The sequence below is a fragment of the Pseudomonas sp. R19M genome, assembly GCF_050312585.1.
In the GTDB taxonomy this organism is placed as follows: Bacteria; Pseudomonadota; Gammaproteobacteria; order Pseudomonadales; family Pseudomonadaceae; genus Aquipseudomonas; species Aquipseudomonas palleroniana.
In genome coordinates this window covers 1-18,391 of the sequence record NZ_JBNPJV010000087.1, presented here as the reverse complement: position 1 = coordinate 18,391, position 18,391 = coordinate 1, and the positions used below count along the sequence as shown (strand labels likewise).

18 protein-coding genes are annotated in these 18,391 nt (G+C 63.3%); 7 read left to right on the top strand and 11 right to left on the bottom strand.

Features of this window, described 5'->3' with window-relative positions; genetic code table 11:
* Window positions 1–61: 61 nt before the first annotated feature.
* The 11 genes from ACQRBT_RS19535 to ACQRBT_RS19485 all read right to left on the bottom strand — a co-directional run bounded on the left by ACQRBT_RS19535 (window position 62) and on the right by ACQRBT_RS19485 (window position 10,972).
* Window positions 62–1,456 (bottom strand): FAD/NAD(P)-binding protein, encoded by a 1,395-nt coding sequence (locus tag ACQRBT_RS19535; RefSeq protein ID WP_412047241.1) that lies wholly within the window; start codon window positions 1,454–1,456, stop codon window positions 62–64.
* A gap of 12 nt (window positions 1,457–1,468) precedes the next feature.
* On the bottom strand, window positions 1,469–2,236 hold the full coding sequence (locus ACQRBT_RS19530) for an ABC transporter ATP-binding protein (protein ID WP_412047242.1): 768 nt from the start codon (window positions 2,234–2,236) through the stop codon (window positions 1,469–1,471).
* A gap of 3 nt (window positions 2,237–2,239) precedes the next feature.
* Window positions 2,240–3,580 carry an ABC transporter substrate-binding protein gene (locus ACQRBT_RS19525; RefSeq protein ID WP_060756690.1) on the bottom strand — a complete coding sequence of 447 codons (1,341 nt, stop codon included), beginning with the start codon at window positions 3,578–3,580 and terminating at the stop codon, window positions 2,240–2,242.
* A gap of 18 nt (window positions 3,581–3,598) precedes the next feature.
* Window positions 3,599–4,648, bottom strand: a complete 1,050-nt coding sequence (locus ACQRBT_RS19520; RefSeq protein ID WP_161549678.1) for a branched-chain amino acid ABC transporter permease — start codon at window positions 4,646–4,648, stop codon at window positions 3,599–3,601.
* 4 nt (window positions 4,649–4,652) lie between these two features.
* A complete protein-coding gene (locus tag ACQRBT_RS19515; protein ID WP_412047243.1) occupies window positions 4,653–5,534 on the bottom strand; it encodes a branched-chain amino acid ABC transporter permease in 882 nt (293 codons plus the stop codon).
* Window positions 5,534–6,304, bottom strand: coding sequence for an ABC transporter ATP-binding protein (locus ACQRBT_RS19510; protein ID WP_104994159.1), 771 nt, complete (start codon window positions 6,302–6,304; stop codon window positions 5,534–5,536). Before ACQRBT_RS19510 ends, ACQRBT_RS19515 begins: the two co-directional genes overlap by 1 nt.
* Window positions 6,301–7,203, bottom strand: a complete 903-nt coding sequence (locus ACQRBT_RS19505; RefSeq protein ID WP_412047244.1) for an acyl-CoA synthetase — start codon at window positions 7,201–7,203, stop codon at window positions 6,301–6,303. The genes ACQRBT_RS19510 and ACQRBT_RS19505 overlap by 4 nt, the downstream gene beginning before the upstream one ends.
* Window positions 7,204–7,269: 66 nt before the next feature.
* Window positions 7,270–8,706 (bottom strand): LLM class flavin-dependent oxidoreductase, encoded by a 1,437-nt coding sequence (locus ACQRBT_RS19500; RefSeq protein ID WP_412047245.1) that lies wholly within the window; start codon window positions 8,704–8,706, stop codon window positions 7,270–7,272.
* On the bottom strand, window positions 8,706–9,044 hold the full coding sequence (locus ACQRBT_RS19495; RefSeq protein ID WP_090370192.1) for an acyl-CoA dehydrogenase: 339 nt from the start codon (window positions 9,042–9,044) through the stop codon (window positions 8,706–8,708). Before ACQRBT_RS19495 ends, ACQRBT_RS19500 begins: the two co-directional genes overlap by 1 nt.
* 11 nt (window positions 9,045–9,055) lie before the next feature.
* Complete coding sequence (locus tag ACQRBT_RS19490; protein ID WP_244699565.1) at window positions 9,056–10,252, bottom strand: SfnB family sulfur acquisition oxidoreductase; 1,197 nt, start codon at window positions 10,250–10,252, stop codon at window positions 9,056–9,058.
* A 156-nt stretch (window positions 10,253–10,408) separates the two neighbouring features.
* Window positions 10,409–10,972, bottom strand: coding sequence for a helix-turn-helix domain-containing protein (locus tag ACQRBT_RS19485; protein WP_060756698.1), 564 nt, complete (start codon window positions 10,970–10,972; stop codon window positions 10,409–10,411).
* A 92-nt stretch (window positions 10,973–11,064) separates the two neighbouring features.
* Here ACQRBT_RS19485 and ACQRBT_RS19480 point away from each other — a divergent pair, with 92 nt between their 5' ends.
* From ACQRBT_RS19480 to ACQRBT_RS19450, 7 genes are all read left to right on the top strand, one after another.
* Window positions 11,065–11,994 carry a DMT family transporter gene (locus tag ACQRBT_RS19480; RefSeq protein WP_412047246.1) on the top strand — a complete coding sequence of 310 codons (930 nt, stop codon included), beginning with the start codon at window positions 11,065–11,067 and terminating at the stop codon, window positions 11,992–11,994.
* Between the two features lie 124 nt (window positions 11,995–12,118).
* On the top strand, window positions 12,119–15,040 hold the full coding sequence (locus tag ACQRBT_RS19475) for a monovalent cation/H+ antiporter subunit A (RefSeq protein WP_412047247.1): 2,922 nt from the start codon (window positions 12,119–12,121) through the stop codon (window positions 15,038–15,040).
* A complete protein-coding gene (locus ACQRBT_RS19470; protein ID WP_060756701.1) occupies window positions 15,040–15,384 on the top strand; it encodes a Na+/H+ antiporter subunit C in 345 nt (114 codons plus the stop codon). The genes ACQRBT_RS19475 and ACQRBT_RS19470 overlap by 1 nt, the downstream gene beginning before the upstream one ends.
* On the top strand, window positions 15,381–17,063 hold the full coding sequence (locus ACQRBT_RS19465; protein WP_090370181.1) for a monovalent cation/H+ antiporter subunit D: 1,683 nt from the start codon (window positions 15,381–15,383) through the stop codon (window positions 17,061–17,063). The genes ACQRBT_RS19470 and ACQRBT_RS19465 overlap by 4 nt, the downstream gene beginning before the upstream one ends.
* Window positions 17,060–17,548: a Na+/H+ antiporter subunit E gene (locus ACQRBT_RS19460; protein WP_161549684.1), complete on the top strand. Its 489-nt coding sequence runs from the start codon at window positions 17,060–17,062 to the stop codon at window positions 17,546–17,548. The genes ACQRBT_RS19465 and ACQRBT_RS19460 overlap by 4 nt, the downstream gene beginning before the upstream one ends.
* Window positions 17,545–17,823, top strand: coding sequence for a K+/H+ antiporter subunit F (locus tag ACQRBT_RS19455; protein WP_005789171.1), 279 nt, complete (start codon window positions 17,545–17,547; stop codon window positions 17,821–17,823). The genes ACQRBT_RS19460 and ACQRBT_RS19455 overlap by 4 nt, the downstream gene beginning before the upstream one ends.
* On the top strand, window positions 17,820–18,158 hold the full coding sequence (locus ACQRBT_RS19450; protein ID WP_060756704.1) for a Na+/H+ antiporter subunit G: 339 nt from the start codon (window positions 17,820–17,822) through the stop codon (window positions 18,156–18,158). Before ACQRBT_RS19455 ends, ACQRBT_RS19450 begins: the two co-directional genes overlap by 4 nt.
* Window positions 18,159–18,391 lie beyond the last annotated feature (233 nt).

Genomic DNA, 18,391 nt, shown 5'->3' with positions numbered 1-18,391 from the left:
GTGTCAGTCACAGAGTTGAATCTGAACCACCGCTATCGGGAGCAAGCCCCCTCCCACACTTTTAGAGCTGTGCCAATTTATAAGCCAAGGCTTTAGCCTGAATCGCCACATCCGTCACCGCCGTGCTTTCCCACCACATGCCGCGTAACGGTGGCCCCATGGCGAACAAGCGCCGGCTGACGTGGCCCTGGGCATCCAGCACCGCGCCCGACGCATCCGCCGCAATCCCCAAGGCCAGCGGCCCGGGGCGAATCAATCCGCGCTTGAGCAACTGCTGGGGCAGCGGCCGGGCCACGCGGCGCCAGTCGTATTCGATGCCGCTGGAGTTGATCAACGCAGCGCCCGAGACCTGGGTGATCCCCTGCTCGCCCCGGCGGCGTACCGCAATGGTCACGCCCTCATCCACAGTCACCAAGCCCTTGAACGACGCAGCCTGAATGCGCAACCGCCCCTCGCCTTGCAAGCGCGCCACCAACTGCGCGCTCAATGGCGGCGAGCGGTGGTGATGGCTTTCCCACCAAGGCCGCACGTGCCGCACGAACTGCCGTTTCTCGCGCTCGCTGGCCTGGCTCCACAACCGACCGATATGCGCTCGCACCGTGTCCAACGGGGCTTGCCAATCGATGCCCTCGTGCAGTGCGATCCGGCATTGGCGACGCACCTCGCGCAGCAACTGCCGAGGGCTGCGCAGACCGGGGTCGGCCGCCAGGAAGTCGACCCAACTCGGCGGCTGCCGGCGCACATGGGGCAGCAGCCCATGGCGCGAGAAAATCTCGATCGGCCCACGATGGCCGGCCTGTTCCAGAGACACCACAGCATCCACCATGGTCAGCCCGGAACCGATGATCAGCACCGTCGCTTGTGGGTCGATGTGGGTCATGGCCTGCACGTCCCAAGGGTCCACCGCCGCCGCGTTCAAGCCGCTGGACTCGGTCTGCGGTGTGCGCGCCGCCGGGAACATGCCGGTGGCGAGGACCGCGAACGCACCGCGCAGTTGCCGGCCGTCATCCAGAGTGACCACGGTGGAGGCGTCCTCGACTTGCAGGTCGACCACTTCGGCACGCACATGCTCCACCGTGGACGCGGACCGCGCCTTGGCTTCGGCCAACCGCTGCTGCGCGTACACGCCGAAAATACCCCGTGGCGGAAATAGCTCGCTGATCGGCACCGCTTGCTCGGCCGACTCCGGCCAGCCACCGGCGCCGATATAGTCAGTGAGCCACTCGGTCAGGTCATCGGGGTTGTCCGGGTCGACGCTCATGCGTGCGGCGTTGCCGTTCAGGGTATGGCCCAGCTCGACCGCGCTGTAGGCCTCACCCCGGCCCAGTTCGGCGCGCGGCTCGATCACGCGTATCTGTCGCTGCCCAGGCAGGCGCAACAGTTGCACTGCCAGCATCGTACCGCTCAAGCCGCCGCCGACGATCAGTACATCGGCGTCGCGCAAGGATTCACTCATGCCCATAGGCCCTTATTGTTTGCCCAGATAGATAGCCTGCAGGTCACCCCGCGCCAGCAACTCGGTGGCGCTGCCACTCAAGGCTACCCGCCCAGTCTCCAGTACGTAACCCTGGGACGCATAGTTGAGAGCGACATTGATGTTCTGCTCGGCGATCAAGAAACTCACCTGCTGCTCGCGATTGAGCTGCGCGATGATCTCGAAGATCTCTTGTACGATCATAGGCGCCAAACCCATCGACGGCTCGTCAAGCAGTACCAAAGTAGGACGGGTCATCAACGCCCGGCCGATGGCGACCATCTGCTGCTCGCCGCCCGAAGTGAGGCCGGCGCAGGTGTAGCGCTTGGTCTTGAGGCGTGGGAACCAAGTGTAGATGCGCTCCAGGTCGTGCTCCAGGTCCCGCCGGCTCAGGCGCCGCACGAAGCCGCCGCTGCGCAGGTTGTCTTCCACCGTCAGTTGGCCGAACACATGGCGACCTTCCAACACATGCACCATGCCCTGGCGCACGCGCTGGCTGGGGTCGACACCGGCCAGGTCCTGCCCAGCATACTCGATGGCCCCACGGCTGACCTCGGCGCGCTCGGCCCGCACCAGGCCGGAGATGGCCTTGAGCGTGGTGCTCTTGCCCGCGCCATTGGCGCCGAGCAAGGCAACGATGGCGCCTCGGGGCACCTGCAGCGACACCCCGGCCACCGCCAGGATCGCGCCGTCGTAGATCACCTCGATGTCCTTGACGCTTAACAGTGACGGGCTCGCGGGTGCAGCAGCAGGCTGGCTCATGGTTTATTCATCCCCGGTGCAGGTGCGTGGTGTCAGGCCTTTTTCCTTGGCGAACGCGGCGGACTTTTCATCGATCAGCGGGCGCAGCAACGCACGGTCGGCGGCGATCCAGTCGCTGATCAGCGTCCAATGCGCGCCGTCCCATTGCTGCACCCGCGCCGAGCCGCCGCCTTCGTGGTCGCGGCACGACAGCTTGAGGTTCTGCATCAGGCCCAGGTAGCCCATGTCTTTCAAGCGGGCATCGTCGATGTTCAGGTGCTCCAGCCCCCAACGGCCTTCTTCGCCGTTGAGCGGGCGCTTGCCGAACCTGGCCTGGGCGGTGCGGATCGCTTCCACTGCCACGGCGGCGTTCACCAGGCCGGAGTTGTAGTAGACGCTGCCGAAGTTGTTCAGGTCCTTGAGGTCGCTGTGGCCCTTGTCGAGGATGAACTGCTTGAGGCGTTTGTGGATGTCGAAATCCGCCCCGGCCGGATACGGCGTGAGGGCCAGGTAACCCTTGGCGGCAGCGCCTGCGGGCAGCACATCTTCGCTGGAACTGGCCCAGATATCGCCGATGATATGGTCGACAGGAAAGCCGAACCGCGCCGCCGTCTTGACCGCCACCGGCGTGGACACGCCCCAGGTGCGCAGGAACACCCAGTCCGGGTTGGCCTGGCGCACCTGGCGCCATTGCGCCGATTGTTCATTGCCCGGGTCGGCGACCGGGATCTGGATGTTTTCAAAGCCATACTTGTCGGCGAGCAGCTTCAACGGGCCGAGGGTTTCGCGCCCATAGGCCGAGTCGTGATAGACCGTGGCAATCTTCTTGCCCTTGAGTTTGTCGAAGCCGCCTTCGCGCTGGGCGATGTAGTTCACCAGGGTCGACGCCTCACTGTAGAAGGTCAGCATCACCGGGAAGTTGTAGGGGAACACCGTGCCGTCAGTGGCTTCGGTGCGGCCGTAGCCGAGGGTGATCAGCGGGATCTTGTCCACCTCGGCGCGCTCGCTCAGGGCATACGCCGCGGGTGCGCCGTTGGGCTGGTACACCGCGACCGGCGCACCGTCCAGGCCATGCTTGAAGCGCTCGTAGCACTCGATGCCCTTCTCCGCCGTCCATTCGGTCTCGCACTCCTGCCACACCAGTTTCACCCCGTTGATACCGCCTTCGACCTCGTTGATATAGCGCAGGTAATCGATCATCCCGGCCCATACCTGCACGCCGCTGGAGGCATAGGCACCGACGCGATAGGTGGCCAGAGGAATGAATTGCTGGTCCGCCGAGGCCAGGGCCTGGGGGATGGCGCCAGTCAATGTGGCAAGCGCAAAGGCAGCGCCGGCCAGGGAACGTTTGAAGGTTGCACGCATGGGGATTCTCTTATCGGTTCAGAAACGTAAAGGCCACTGACGCAGCCGGTCGCGCAGGTTGCCCAGCAGGCGAATCAAGCCCTCGGGTTCCTTGATCAGGAACACGATGATCAACACGCCAAAGATGATTTTCTGCAGGTTCTGCAACTGCCCCGCATCCACCGCCCCACCGAACAACGCCTGCCCGGCATGGCTGAGGAAAATCGGCAGCAGGCTGATAAAGGCCGCCCCGACGAAGTTGCCGGCGATGCTGCCCATGCCACCGATAATGATGATGAACAGGATCTGGAACGAACGGTTGATATCGAAGCTGCCGGCACTGGCCGTGCCCAGGTAGGCAAAGGCCCACAATGCCCCGGCGATGCCCAGGTAGAACGAGCTGACGGCGAACGCCAGGCGCTTGTAGCGCGCCACCGCAATGCCGACCACGGCAGCGGCGGTGTCCATGTCGCGGATCGCCATCCAGTTGCGGCCAATTTGGCTACGCACCAGGTTGACGGCGGCCCAGGTCAACAGCAGCACCGTCACCAGCGTCAGCAGGTAGCGGCCCAGCGGCGTATTGAGGTCGTGGCCGAACAGCGCCAGCCTGGGCGCGGAAATAGTCCCGGAGGAGCCGTAGTTGTAGAACCAGGGGAATTTGACGAACAGCCACTCCAGGAAAAACTGCGCGGCCAAGGTGGTGACCATCAGGTAGAAGCCCTTGATTCGCGAGCTGGGCAGACCGAACAGCAGGCCGACCAACGCGCTGATAATCCCACCGCCGAACAGTGCCACCGGCAAGCCCAACTCGGGCAGGCGCAGCAGAAAACCGTAGGTGGCAAATGCACCGACGGCCATGAACCCGGCGGCGCCGACCGAGGTCTGCCCGGTGTAGCCGGTCAACAGGTTCAGGCCCAACCCGGCCAGCGACAGCACCAGAAAGGGAATCAGGATCGCATTGAGCCAATAGTCATTGCCCCACAGCGGCACCACCACAAAGGCCAGTACCAACAGGCCGATCCAGCCCCACGGGAGGCGCCGCTCAGTCAGCAACAGCGGCGCGGTTTCTTGAACAACCGGTATCGACATGGGTTCAGACTCGCTCGATGGCGCGCTCGCCGAACAGGCCGGCGGGGCGGATATACAGGAAGGCCAAGGCCAGTACGTAGGCAAACCACGGCGTGATACCGCCACCGATCCAGGGGCCGATGTACACCTCGGCCAGGTTCTCCGCCGCGCCGACAATCAACCCGCCGACAATTGCCCCACCGATCGAGGTGAAGCCGCCGATAATCAGTACCGGCAGCGCCTTGAGCACCACCAGCGACAAGGAAAACTGCACGCCCTGCCGGGCACCCCAGAGCAACCCGGCGACCAGCCCGACAATGCCCGCCACCGCCCAGACAATCTGCCAGATCCGGTTGAGGTTGATGCCGATGGACAGCGCCGCCGTGGTGTCATCCGCCACCGCGCGCAGCGACACGCCCATGCGGGTTTTGTTGAACAGCAGCGCCAGCACCGTCACCAGCACGACGGCAGCGGCCGCCGCGACCAGGTCGAACTGGCTGAGCATCAGCGGCCCGACGAACAGCGGCACGTCGTCGATACCCAGGTCGAGGGCGCGCACCTGCGAGCCCATCAAGCCCTGGGCCAGGCCCTCGATAATGAACGACAGGCCCAAGGTGGCCATGAACAGGGTGATCTGCGAACGGTTCACCAGCGGTCGCAGCACCAGGCGCTCGATCAGCCAGGCGCCGACGACCATCACCAGCACCGTCAACAGCAATGCCAGGGCAAATGGCACGCCCTGATCGTGCAGGCTGACGAAGGTCAGCGCGGCAAACAGCAGCATCGCGCCCTGGACGAAGTTGAACACGCCGCTGGCCTTGTAGATCAGCACAAAGCCAATGGCGACCAGCGAGTACATCGTGCCGGCGAGCAGGCCGCCGAGCAGGGTTTCGAAGAAGAACGTCATCAGTGTGCAACTCCCAGGTAGGCCGCGATCACGTCAGGGTCAGCCTGCACCTGGGCCGGTGTGCCGTCGCCGACCTTGCGGCCGTAGTCGAGCACCACCACATGGTCAGACAGGCCCATGACCACGCCGATGTCATGTTCGATCAACACCACGGTGGTGCCGAGGTCGCGGTTCACATCGGCAACGAAGCGCGCCATCTCGCGTTTTTCCTCGGCATTCATACCGGCCATGGGTTCGTCGAGCAGCAGCAGGCTAGGCCCGGCGATCAACGCCCGGCCCAGCTCCACGCGCTTTTGCAGGCCGTAGGAGAGGTTGCCCACCAGCACCTCGCGATGGGCTTGCAGGTCAAGGAACTCGAGGATGCCCTGGGCGCGCAGCCGGAACGCCTCGGCCTCGCGTCGTGCGCGGGGCAGGCCCAGGGCTTGTTCGATAAAGGTACTGCGCATGTGCCGCGACAGGCCGGTGAGCAGGTTGTCGAGCACGCTCATCTTCTTGAACAGCGCGTTGTTCTGGAAGGTGCGACCAATGCCCCGGCGGGCTGCATCCAGGGGATCGATACGGTGAAAGGCATGTTGCTCAAAGACGATCTCACCGGCATCGAAGCGATACACGCCATTGAGCACATTGAGCAGCGAGCTTTTACCGGCACCGTTGGGCCCGATCAGCGCACAGATCTCGCCGCGTCGCACAGTAAAGGACAAGGCGTTGATAGCCTTGACGCCTTTGAACGACAACGAGACATCGCGTACCTGCAATATGGCCTGGCTCATGCAATCTCCCGCTTGAATTCGGCCAGCCACGTCGGCTCGACGCTGGTTTTGAGGGGTTGCCAGACATAGGCCAGGCGCTGGAAACCAAGCAGCCTGCGCACGCGGTTTTTCAACAGACGGCGCAGGCCGCTGTGCGGGTGCGCGATAGCCCAGTCACACAGGCGCCGACGCCAGGTGCCGAGGGGAGCCAGACGGCTTTCGATCTCGTCGGCCAAGTGTTGCAAACGCGCAGGCGACAGCAGCAAACCGGTGGGCGCCACTTCGCGACGATCACGGCGGGCCGAAGCCGGGCTTTCCGGGAAGGCTAGGCCATGGCCGCTGCTTAGCCATTGTTCCAGCACCACGGCGAGCCCCCCTGGCCAGTCGGTGCCCTCCTCGCTCCACAGCACGGTTTCACTCGTCGGCTGCCACCAGCGCTGCACGTGTTGCGCCGGGTCGACCGGGCCGAGTAATTGGGCGAAGTCCAAGCGTTGGGTGGATGACCAATGTCGCGCCTGCCGACGACTTTGCACATAGCCATGGGTAGGACGTATGCGCCACAGTTGTTGCTGCAACACCTCGGGAGCCAGGTCATCGGCGATGGACAGCACCGACGCGCCGACAGACTGGGCCGCCAACGCCAGCAGCAACAGGTTGGGCTCAAAAGCGCCGCTGAGAGCCAGTCGCGACTGCTCATCGAAACCCTGTTGACGCAAGCCGTCGGCCAGGCGCTCGACATCGCGCAAGGCATCGATCCAGCGCCAGGCATACCACTGGCCCTGGCGCTTGTGACGCAGGGCGGTTTGCAGCGGATTGACCTGCGCCCAGTGCTGCAGTTGTTCAAGGGCGTGGGGCAGATGACCGAGCCATTCGGCAGGCCATTCCAGGGCCAGCGGGCGTTTGAGTTCGTGCACGCTCATAGGGACTACTCCTATTAGTGGTTAAGCGTGCGGTGGTCCGCTGGCTGAAGGTCAAGTTGGGTAGTGTCAGGTAACTATCTGTTGCTGACCCACCGCTATCGGGAGCAAGTCCCCTCCCACCCTGGTTTTGTATAAGCCCGATAAATCGCGGTAGCCGGCGCCGGGATGGTTCGGCGCCAACCGCGCGCCTTCGCCAAACAACTTCTCACGCAAGGTGCCTTGGGCATATTCGGTCTTGTACACGCCGCGCTTCTGCAACTCCGGCACCAGCAGGTCGACAGCGTCGATAAAGGTTTCGTGGGTCAGCGCATAGGCCAGGTTGAAACCGTCCACGTCGGTCTCTTCGACCCATTCCTGCAGCAGGTCGGCGACGGTTTGCGGGCCGCCGACGAACAGCGGGCCAAAACCCCCGATGCCGACCCAGTCCGCCAGTTCATGGGGCGTCCAGACCTTGTCCGGATCGGCCGTGGAGAACGCTTCCACCGCCGATTGAATGGCGTTGGTGTGCACATGCTTGAGCGGCTCATCCGGTTTGAATTGGCTGAAATCGATACCGGTCCAGCCGGAGATCAGCGCCATCGCGCCTTCGTAGCTGACATAGGTTTTGTATTCGTCGAACTTGGCTTTGGCCTTCGCATCGGTCTCGCCGACGATCACCGTCTGCAGATTGAAAATCAGGATTTTCCTGGGATCACGCCCGGCCTCGGCGGCGCGGCGGCGGATGTCGGCGACGGTCTTTTTCAGCAGCACCTTGGACGGCGCGGCCACGAACACACATTCAGCCTGCTCGGCGGCGAACTGCTTGCCACGGCTGGATGCACCGGCCTGGTAGAGCACGGGCGTGCGCTGTGGCGAGGGTTCGCACAGGTGAATACCGGGCACCTGGAAGTGCTTGCCGACATGACGAATCTCGTGGATTTTGCTCGGGTCGCTGAAAATCCGCCGCTCGCGGTCACGCAGTACGGCGCCCTCCTCCCAGCTGCCCTCCCACAGCTTGTAGCAAACCTGCAGGTATTCCTCGGCGTAGTCGTAGCGCGCATCGTGTTCGGTCTGGGCGTTCTGGCCGAGGTTCTTGGCACCGCTTTCCAGATACGAGGTGACGATGTTCCAGCCGATACGGCCCTTGGTCAGATGATCGAGGGTCGAAAGCCGGCGAGCAAACGGGTACGGATGCTCGAAGGACAGCGAGGCAGTCAGGCCAAACCCCAGGTGTTCGGTAACCAGCGCCATCGGCGCGATCAGCGACAACGGGTCGTTGACCGGCACCTGCGCCGCCTGGCGGATCGCCGCGTCGCCGTTGCCGTTGTAAACATCGTAGATACCCAGCACGTCGGCGATAAACAGGCCGTCGAACTTGCCACGCTCGAGGATTTTCGCAAGGTCGGTCCAGTACTCCAGGTCCTTGTACTGCCACGAGCGGTCCCGAGGGTGCGCCCACAGGCCGGGGGATTGGTGACCCACGCAGTTCATGTCGAAGGCATTCAAGCGAATTTGCCGGGCCATCAATGCACTCCGTTGAGGTGGAAATTGCCGACCACCTGATATTTCCAGCGCAGCGGGTCATCCAGGGTCGACGGCAAGGCGGTGCGCTGGCCGGTCAGTTCGAATTCGGCGTTGCTGGCGGCAATCAGGGCTTCGGCGGCGGCGATTTGCGCTTCGGTCAACGCGACCGGGCTGGGATGGGTTTCGGCGCGTTCAAGCAAGGCGGCGGCGACATCGACGCGGATCTGCAAATCACCGAAACGGCTGATCACGTAAGGGTCATCGCTTTTCTCGACATGGCGTCGGGTGCTTTCGAGCAATTGGCGCGCTTGATTCAGAACGGGGTTCGGTGCAGTCATGGGTAGGCTCCTCAGTTCCAGGCGTGGCGGGCAGGCTTCACGCCGTTAAGCACAAAATTGCCGATCAGGTGGTATTTCCAGCGGGCCGGGTCGTGCAGGGTGTGGGTGCGTGCATTGCGCCAGAAGCGGTCGAGGTTGTGCTTGGCGGTGACCGAGCGCGTGCCGGCCAGTTCGAAGAGTTTGCTGCTGGCGAGCAATGCGGTTTCGGCGGACAGGACCTTGGCCTGGGCAACCACCAGCGAGGCATTGGCCACGGTGTCTTCATTCGGTTCGGCCAGGGCCAGGTCGACCGCGATACCGGCCTTGGCGAGAATCGCTTCGGTACCATGCACACGCCACTGCAGGTCGCCGATGGCGGCGATGGTGAACGGGTCTTGCCAGCCGTGGTCCTGCTGGCTGTCGATCCATGGGCGCGCCTGGCGTGCGTAGATTTTGGCTTGTTCAAGGGCGCCCAGGGCAATGCCGGTGTCGACGGCGGCCTGGATGATCTGCGAGATCGGGCCGCTGGCGGTGGGTTGGTCGAACGCCTGGTGTGCGGGGATCACCGCGCTCAAGGGCACACTCACGCCATCCAGGGTCACGCCGCCGCTGGCGGTGGTGCGCTGGCCAAAGCCGTCCCAATTGTCGATGACGCTCAGGCCCGGTGCATCACGTTCGACAAGCGCAATAAACGCCTGGCCGTTTTCGTCATTGCCGACTGTGGGCACCAGGTGCGCAAACAGTGCGCCGGTGCAATAGAACTTCTCGCCATTGATTTGCGCGCGGTCGCCGTGGAAACGGATCTGGGTATCGAAAGTGCCGGCATTTTTGCTCTTGGCTTCGGAGAAAGCATTGCCGAAGCGGTAGCCCGCCAGGACCTTGCCGAAGTAATGCCGCTTTTGCTCCTCTGTCGCCGTTTGCACCAGGATATCCACCACGCCCAGGTGGTTCTGCGGGATCTGCCCCAGTGACGGGTCGGCGGCGGAGATCAACTTGATCACTTCGGCCACGGTCACATAGGACACTTCGGCGCCACCGTAGGCTTTAGGCACGGTGATGCCCCACAGGCCGCTGGCAGAGAACTCGTCGAGTTCGGCCACCGGCAAGCGACGCTCACGGTCGCGCGCGCTGGCGTCAACGGCAAAACGTGCGGCCAGGCGCGTCGCCACCTCGATGGCTTCGGCGTCCGAGCGAATGATATGGGCAGGGTATTGAGGGTGGGCTGACATGGGCCGACTCCAGGCTCCGATGGGATGACCTGTGCGATTGCAGGAGTCGTGCCTGAATTTAATCGTCAATAAAATCAGAAGCTTGCTGGAAAATCAGCGCTATGGGGGCGTGTTTCAAACCAGCAAAGTGCCCAGGCGCTGTTGCCTGGCGAACAGTTAGATCACCACGGTCCGAACGAAGCACACGGCCACATCACCCTCATTGCGATAGTGGTGGGACTGGCGGCTGGCGAACATGTAGAACTCGCCTGCGGCAACGTGCTTTTCTTCGTCATCCAGAATCAGGGTCAAGGCCCCTTCATACACAAACAATTGCACGCTCCAGCCTTCCGGGTCCGGTTCGGGGCTGTAGCGATCACCGGGCTCCAGGCGCATCTCCCACAACTCGACTTCGCGCCGGGCGTTGGCCCTGGCCAGCAGCACGGCCTTGCTGCCGGGGATATCGCCGGCCCAGGCCAACTCGTTGATGCGGCTGTGGTCGCCCGCATCCGGCGCCTGGATCAGGTCGCTGAACGCCACCTCCAGCGCTTCGGCGACACGGTCCAGGGTCGACAGGCTGACATTCTTCTCCCCCGCCTCGATGGCCACCAGCATGCGCCGGCTGACCCCGGACTTTTCCGCGAGCGCGGTCTGGCTGAGGTCGGCGGCGTGGCGCAGGCGACGAACGTTTTGGCTGACGTGTTGCAGGACCGAAGCCCGTTGCGGATTTTCTTTGTGCACTATATTGCTCAATTGGTAGGTGTGCGCAGTATACTGCCCAGCGTGCGGCGCATTGTGCGGTCCGTGCCTTTCCCTTGCAAGACCGAGCCGCCATGACCTCCTCGAACGTTTCCCCGCGTTTCAACCGTTTCAGCAAAGCCGAATGCATCCTGGTGCTGATCACCATGATCTGGGGCGGCACCTTTTTGCTGGTGCAGCATGCCATGACCGTCAGCGGCCCGATGTTTTTCGTGGGGTTGCGATTTGCGGCGGCGGCGCTCGTGGTCGGTTTCTTCTCATTGCGTACGCTGAGCGAGCTGACCCTGTTTGAATTGAAGGCCGGCGCCTTCATCGGCACCTCGATCATGTTCGGCTATGGCATGCAGACCATCGGTTTGCAGACCATCCCCAGCAGCCAGTCGGCCTTTATCACGGCGCTGTATGTGCCCTGCGTGCCATTGTTGCAGTGGCTGGTGCTCGGCCGGCGCCCAGGGCTGATGCCGAGCATCGGCATCATGCTGGCGTTTACCGGGTTGATGCTGCTGACAGGCCCCAGCGGCGCCTCGCTCAACTTCAGCCCCGGTGAGATCGCCACGCTGATCTGTGCAATCGCGGTGGCAGCGGAAATCATCCTCATCGGCGCCTATGCCGGGCAGGTGGATGTGCGTCGCGTCACAGTCGTGCAACTGGCCACGGCGTCGCTGTTGTCGTTTCTGATGGTGGTGCCGATGGGTGAAGCGCTGCCCGAGTTCTCGTTGCTGCTGCTGTTCAGTGCCGTCGGCCTGGGCTTGACCAGTGCGATCATCCAGGTGGCAATGAACTGGGCGCAACAGAGTGTTTCGCCAACCCGCGCCACCTTGATCTATGCCGGTGAGCCGGTGTGGGCCGGCGTGATCGGGCGCATCGCCGGGGAGCGCTTTCCGCCGATTGCCATGTTGGGGGCGGCATTGATTGTGGTGGCGGTGATCGTCAGTGAGTTGAAGACCAAGGGGCAAAAGGCCATCGACCTGGCGGATGAAAGGGAACAGGAGCAGCAGGGCTAAGGTCCGACACAATGCCAAATGGGAGTTTTCGGCCTACCTTGTAGGATCCTGCCACATGTTGCCGTTTGGTGATCACGAAAGCGGCACGTATGATGCATCTCAAACTCCCGCAGATTAGAAGCCTATGTCCCTGATAGTTCTACTGCTTCTGCCGTTCCTTGGCAGCTGTCTGGCGGCCTTGCTGCCGCACAATGCACGTAACACCGAATCCCTGCTGGCCGGCCTGGTAGCGCTGGTCGGCACTGTTCAAGTGGCCCTGCTCTACCCCCTGATCGCCCATGGTGGCGTGATTCACGAAGAATTCATGTGGTTGCCCAGCCTCGGGCTGAACTTCGTCTTGCGCATGGACGGGTTTGCCTGGCTGTTCTCGATGCTGGTGCTGGGCATCGGCACGCTGGTGTCGCTGTATGCGCGCTATTACATGTCACCGGATGACCCGGTACCGCGCTTCTTCGCGTTTTTCCTGGCGTTCATGGGCGCCATGCTCGGGCTGGTGATTTCCGGCAACCTGATCCAGATCGTGTTCTTCTGGGAACTGACCAGCCTGTTCTCGTTCCTGCTGATCGGCTACTGGCACCATCGGGCGGATGCGCGCCGTGGCGCCTATATGGCTTTGATGGTCACCGGCGCCGGTGGCCTGTGCCTGTTGGCGGGTGTGATGCTGCTGGGGCATATCGTCGGCAGCTATGACCTGGACCAGGTATTGGCGGCGGGCGATCAGATCCGTGCGCATTCGCTCTACCCGGTCATGCTGGCGCTGGTGCTGGTCGGCGCGCTGAGCAAAAGCGCGCAATTCCCCTTCCATTTCTGGCTGCCCCACGCAATGGCGGCCCCCACGCCGGTATCGGCCTACCTGCACTCGGCGACGATGGTGAAGGCCGGCGTGTTCCTGCTGGCCCGCCTGTGGCCGTCGCTGTCCGGCAGCGAAGAATGGTTCTGGATCGTCGGCGGTGCCGGCGCTCTCACCCTCCTCCTCGGCGCGTACTGCGCCATGTTCCAGAATGACCTCAAGGGCCTGCTGGCCTACTCCACCATCAGCCACCTCGGGCTGATCACCCTGCTGCTGGGCCTCAACAGCCCGTTGGCGGCGGTCGCCGCGGTCTTCCATATCCTCAACCATGCGACGTTCAAGGCTTCGTTGTTCATGGCGGCGGGGATCATCGACCACGAAAGCGGCACCCGTGACATTCGCAAGCTCAGTGGCCTGGTCCGTCTGATCCCGTTTACCGCGACCCTGGCCATGGTGGCCAGCGCCTCCATGGCCGGCGTACCGTTGCTTAACGGCTTCCTGTCCAAAGAGATGTTCTTCGCCGAAACGGTGTTTATCTCGGCGACCCGGTGGGTGGAGATCGCCCTGCCGGCGATCGCGACCATTGCCGGCACCTTCAGCGTGGCCTACGCCCTGCGTTTTACCGTCGACGTGTTCTTTGGCCCGCCCGCGACGGACCTGCCCCACACACCCCACGAGCCACCGCGCTGGATGCGTGCGCCGGTGGAGTTGCTGGTGTTTACCTGCCTGCTGGTGGGGGTTTTCCCGGCTCAAGTGGTCGGTTCGATCCTGGCCGCGGCCGCCTTGCCGGTGGTCGGCGGCGTGCTGCCGCAATACAGCCTGGCCATCTGGCACGGCTGGAACGCACCGATGATCATGAGCCTGGTGGCCATGAGCGGCGGCGTGGTGCTGTACCTGCTGCTGCGCAAGCAGCTCAAGCGCGGCCGCTTCGCGTACCCGCCGATCATCAGCTACTTCAATGGCAAGCGCATGTTCGAACGCAGCCTGGTGGTGATGATGCGCGGCGTGCGCAAGATCGAGAAACGCATCAGCACCAAGCGCCTGCAGACCCAGCTGTTCCTGTTGGTACTGGTGGCGGTGATCGGCGGCATGATCCCGATGCTCAACAGCGGCCTCAGCTGGGGTGACCGGCCGAAGATCCCGGGCTCCATCGTGTTCGTCACCCTGTGGTTGCTGGCGATCGCCTGTGCCCTGGGCGCCGCCTGGCAAGCCAAGTACCACCGGCTGGCAGCCCTGACCATGGTCAGCGTGTGCGGCATGGTGACCTGCGTCACGTTCGTGTGGTTCTCGGCGCCGGACCTGGCGCTGACGCAACTGGCGGTCGAGGTGGTCACTACGGTGCTGATCCTGCTGGGCCTGCGCTGGCTGCCACGGCGGATCGAAGAGGTCTCGCCACTGCCCAGCTCGTTGCGCAAGGCCCGCATCCGCCGCGTGCGGGACTTCCTGCTGTCCACCGTGGTCGGTGGCGGCATGGCGCTGTTGTCGTATGCGATGCTGACACGCCAGACGCCCAACGATATTTCCTCGTTCTACCTCAGTCGTGCCTTGCCCGAAGGCGGCGGCAGCAATGTGGTGAACGTGATGCTCGTCGACTTCCGCGGCTTCGACACCCTCGGTGAAATCACCGTGCTCGGCGCCGTGGCGTTGACCGTGTATGCCCTGCTGCGCCGCTTCCGGCCGTCGAAAGAAAGCATGGAGTTGCCACCGCAACAGCGCCAACTGGCACCGGACGTGGCCACCGACCTGGTCAACCCGCGCCAGGCCAGCGATACCGCCCTGGGCTTCATGATGGTGCCCGCAGTACTGGTACGCCTGCTGCTGCCGATTGCGCTGGTGGTGTCGTTCTACCTGTTCATGCGCGGCCACAACCAGCCCGGCGGTGGTTTTGTCGCCGGCCTGGTGATGTCGGTGGCGTTCATTCTGCAATACATGGTGGCCGGCACCCAGTGGGTCGAGGCGCAGATGAGCCTGCGGCCGATGCGCTGGATGGGCTTTGGCCTGCTCTCGGCGACACTGACCGGGCTCGGTGCGCTGTTTGTCGGTTACCCGTTCCTGACCACGCATACCTGGCATTTCAGCCTGCCGTTGCTGGGCGATATTCACGTAGCCAGTGCGCTGTTCTTCGACGTCGGCGTTTACGCCATGGTCGTTGGCTCCACGCTGCTGATGCTCACCGCCCTCGGCCACCAGTCGGTACGCGCGCATAAACCGAGCAACCAGGCCAAAGTGGTTGCCGCAACAGAAGGAGCCGCCTGATGGAAGAAGTCATCGCAATCGCCATTGGGGTCCTGGCGGCCTCTGGTGTGTGGTTGATCCTGCGGCCACGGACGTTCCAGGTCGTGATGGGCCTGTGCCTGCTGTCCTACGGGGTGAACCTGTTCATTTTCAGCATGGGCAGCCTGTTTATCGGCAAGGAGCCGATCATCAAGGACGGCGTACCGCAAGACCTGCTCCACTATACCGACCCCCTGCCCCAGGCCTTGGTGCTGACGGCAATCGTGATCAGCTTCGCCATGACCGCGTTGTTCCTGGTGGTGTTGCTGGCGTCCCGGGGCCTGACCGGAACCGACCATGTGGACGGCCGGGAGCCCAAGCAATGATGTGGATGAACCAACTGATCATTGCACCGATCCTGCTGCCGTTGCTGACCGCCGCACTGATGCTGATGCTCGGTGAAAAACGCCGCCCGCTGAAAGCCAGGATCAATCTGGTCTCCAGCATGATCGGCCTGGGCATTGCAATCCTGCTGCTGTACTGGACACAAAAAGGCGGCCCCGGCTCGATTGGCGTGTACCTGCCGGGCAACTGGCAGGTGCCGTTCGGTATCGTGCTGGTGGTGGATCAACTGTCGGCCTTGATGCTGGTGCTCACCGGCATCATCGGCGTCAGTGCGCTGTTGTTCGCGATGGCGCGCTGGGACCGTGCGGGCACCAGTTTCCATGCGCTGTTCCAGATCCAGATGATGGGCCTCTACGGTGCCTTCCTGACCGCCGACCTGTTTAACCTGTTCGTGTTTTTCGAGGTGCTGCTGGCGGCCTCCTATGGCTTGATGCTGCACGGCTCGGGCCGGGCGCGAGTGTCGGCGGGGCTGCATTACATCTCGATCAACCTGGTGGCGTCGTCACTGTTCCTGATCGGCGCGGCGATGATCTACGGCGTCACCGGCACTCTGAATTTTGCCGACCTGGCGTTGAAAATCCCGCTGGTGCCCGAAGCCGATCGCGGCCTGTTGCACGCCGGTGCGGCGATCCTCGCCACGGCATTCCTGGCCAAGGCCGGCATGTGGCCGCTGAATTTCTGGCTGGCGCCCGCCTACTCCTCGGCCAGTGCGCCGGTGGCGGCGATGTTTGCGATCATGACCAAGGTCGGCGTGTACACCGTGCTGCGCCTGTGGACGCTGCTGTTTTCCGGCCAGGCCGGTGCCTCGGCCTTGTTTGGCGGAGATTGGCTGGTGTACGGCGGTATGGCGACCATCATCGGCGCGGCACTGGCGATGGTGGCAGCGCAGCGGCTGGAGCGCATGGCGAGCTTGAGCATCCTGGTGTCGGCGGGGATTTTGCTGTCGGCGGTCGGTTTTGCCCAGCCGAGCCTGATTGCGGGTGCGCTGTTCTACCTGGTCAGCTCGACGTTGGCGTTGAGTGCGCTGTTCCTGCTGGCTGAATTGATCGAGCGTTCGCGTTCGGCCAACGACCTGCCGCTGGATGAAGAGATTGATGCGCTGCCAAAACCCATGGAGTCCCTGCACCCGCGTCCGGGTGTGAACCTCGACGATGAGCAACAGGCGGTAGTCGGCCAGGTGATTCCCTGGACCATGGCGTTCCTAGGTCTCAGCTTTATTGCCTGTGCGCTGCTGATCATCGGCATGCCGCCACTGTCCGGGTTTATCGGCAAGCTGAGCCTGCTCAGTGCGCTGGTCAATCCGCTCGGGTTGGGCGTCAGCGTTGACCAACCGATCCGCCCGGCGGCCTGGGGCCTTGTAGCGCTGCTGATCCTCTCGGGCCTGGCTTCGTTGATCGCCTTCGCACGCCTGGGCATCCAACGCTTCTGGACCCCGGAAGAGCGCCCTTCGCCGCTCCTGCGTCGCTACGAGTGCGTGCCGATCTTCCTGCTGCTCGGCTTGAGCATCCTGCTGACCTTCAAGGCCGAACCCTTGCTGCACTACACCCAGGACACGGCCGTCAGCCTGAACAACCCGGAACATTACGTGATGGCGGTGCTGGCCACACGCCCGGTACCAAGCCCTGAAGCCAAGGCTGCCGCGCTGGAGGTGCAACCATGAAGCGCCTGCTCCCCGCCCCGTGGCTGTCGCTGGCACTGTGGCTGTTGTGGCTGGTGCTGAACCTGTCGGTCAGCCCCGGCAACCTGCTGCTGGGCGCACTGCTGGGCTTCCTGGCGCCGCTGATGATGGCGCCGTTGCGCCCGCTGCCGGTGCGGATCCGCCGCCCCGGGGTGATCATTCGCCTGTTCTTCCTGGTCGGCCGCGATGTGGTCATCTCCAACCTGCAAGTGGCCTGGGGCGTGCTGACCTGCGGCTCACGCCCACCACGTTCGCGCTTCATCAAGATCCCCCTGGACCTGCGCGACCCGAACGGCCTGGCCGCGCTGTCGATGATCACCACCGTGGTGCCCGGCACGATCTGGTCGGAACTGGCGCTGGACCGCAGCATCCTGCTGCTGCATGTATTCGACCTGGAGGATGAAGCGCCGTTTATCGAGCACTTCAAGACCACTTACGAACGGCCCCTGATGGAGATCTTCGAATGAGCGCCCTGCTCTCCAATGCGATCCTGTTCAGCCTGTTCCTGTTCTCGCTGGCCATGGTGCTGACGCTGATCCGCCTGTTCAAAGGCCCGTCGGCCCAGGACCGGGTACTGGCGCTGGACTACCTGTACATCCTGGCGATGCTGATGATGCTGGTGCTGGGTATTCGATATGCCAGTGACACCTACTTTGAAGCCGCGCTGCTGATCGCGCTGTTCGGCTTTGTCGGTTCGTTTGCCCTGGCGAAATTCCTGCTGCGTGGGGAGGTGATTGAATGATGCCGTTATGGGTGGAAGTGATTGTCGCGGGGCTGCTGGTGCTCAGCAGTCTGTTTGCGTTGATCGGTGCAGTCGGCTTGTTGCGGCTGAAGGACTTTTTCCAACGCATGCACCCGCCGGCACTGGCTTCGACGCTGGGCGCGTGGTGTGTGGCGCTGGCATCGATTATCTACTTTTCGGTGCTCAAGTCCGGGCCGGTACTGCATGGCTGGTTGATCCCGATCCTGCTGTCGATCACGGTGCCCGTGACCACGCTGTTACTGGCCCGCACCGCACTGTTCCGCAAGCGCATGGCCGGTGACGACGTACCGGCCGAAGTCAGCAGCCGCCGCTGATTCAACGAGCGAACAGGGAAAAACATGTGGGGCGGTGCGACGATTCGATTTGCTTCCGATAGCGGTGGGTCAGTCAGCAGTCGGGGGCAAGCACTAATGCCAGTCAGTTAAATGGTGGGTGTAGAACACATCATCTGTAGTGAGCGGGCTTGCCCCGCGCTGGGTGGCAAAGCCGCCCCAAATCCAGTCACCGCGATCTTCCTGAAACACCACGGCGTCCTTGTTGGGGCGGC

Coding starts and splice junctions, on each gene's coding strand:
- ACQRBT_RS19535 (WP_412047241.1), bottom strand. CDS start 1,456: ATGAGTGAATCCTTGCGCGACGCCGATGTACTGATCGTCGGCGGCGGC.
- ACQRBT_RS19530 (WP_412047242.1), bottom strand. CDS start 2,236: ATGAGCCAGCCTGCTGCTGCACCCGCGAGCCCGTCACTGTTAAGCGTC.
- ACQRBT_RS19525 (WP_060756690.1), bottom strand. CDS start 3,580: ATGCGTGCAACCTTCAAACGTTCCCTGGCCGGCGCTGCCTTTGCGCTT.
- ACQRBT_RS19520 (WP_161549678.1), bottom strand. CDS start 4,648: ATGTCGATACCGGTTGTTCAAGAAACCGCGCCGCTGTTGCTGACTGAG.
- ACQRBT_RS19515 (WP_412047243.1), bottom strand. CDS start 5,534: ATGACGTTCTTCTTCGAAACCCTGCTCGGCGGCCTGCTCGCCGGCACG.
- ACQRBT_RS19510 (WP_104994159.1), bottom strand. CDS start 6,304: ATGAGCCAGGCCATATTGCAGGTACGCGATGTCTCGTTGTCGTTCAAA.
- ACQRBT_RS19505 (WP_412047244.1), bottom strand. CDS start 7,203: ATGAGCGTGCACGAACTCAAACGCCCGCTGGCCCTGGAATGGCCTGCC.
- ACQRBT_RS19500 (WP_412047245.1), bottom strand. CDS start 8,706: ATGGCCCGGCAAATTCGCTTGAATGCCTTCGACATGAACTGCGTGGGT.
- ACQRBT_RS19495 (WP_090370192.1), bottom strand. CDS start 9,044: ATGACTGCACCGAACCCCGTTCTGAATCAAGCGCGCCAATTGCTCGAA.
- ACQRBT_RS19490 (WP_244699565.1), bottom strand. CDS start 10,252: ATGTCAGCCCACCCTCAATACCCTGCCCATATCATTCGCTCGGACGCC.
- ACQRBT_RS19480 (WP_412047246.1), top strand. CDS start 11,065: ATGACCTCCTCGAACGTTTCCCCGCGTTTCAACCGTTTCAGCAAAGCC.
- ACQRBT_RS19475 (WP_412047247.1), top strand. CDS start 12,119: ATGTCCCTGATAGTTCTACTGCTTCTGCCGTTCCTTGGCAGCTGTCTG.
- ACQRBT_RS19470 (WP_060756701.1), top strand. CDS start 15,040: ATGGAAGAAGTCATCGCAATCGCCATTGGGGTCCTGGCGGCCTCTGGT.
- ACQRBT_RS19465 (WP_090370181.1), top strand. CDS start 15,381: ATGATGTGGATGAACCAACTGATCATTGCACCGATCCTGCTGCCGTTG.
- ACQRBT_RS19460 (WP_161549684.1), top strand. CDS start 17,060: ATGAAGCGCCTGCTCCCCGCCCCGTGGCTGTCGCTGGCACTGTGGCTG.
- ACQRBT_RS19455 (WP_005789171.1), top strand. CDS start 17,545: ATGAGCGCCCTGCTCTCCAATGCGATCCTGTTCAGCCTGTTCCTGTTC.
- ACQRBT_RS19450 (WP_060756704.1), top strand. CDS start 17,820: ATGATGCCGTTATGGGTGGAAGTGATTGTCGCGGGGCTGCTGGTGCTC.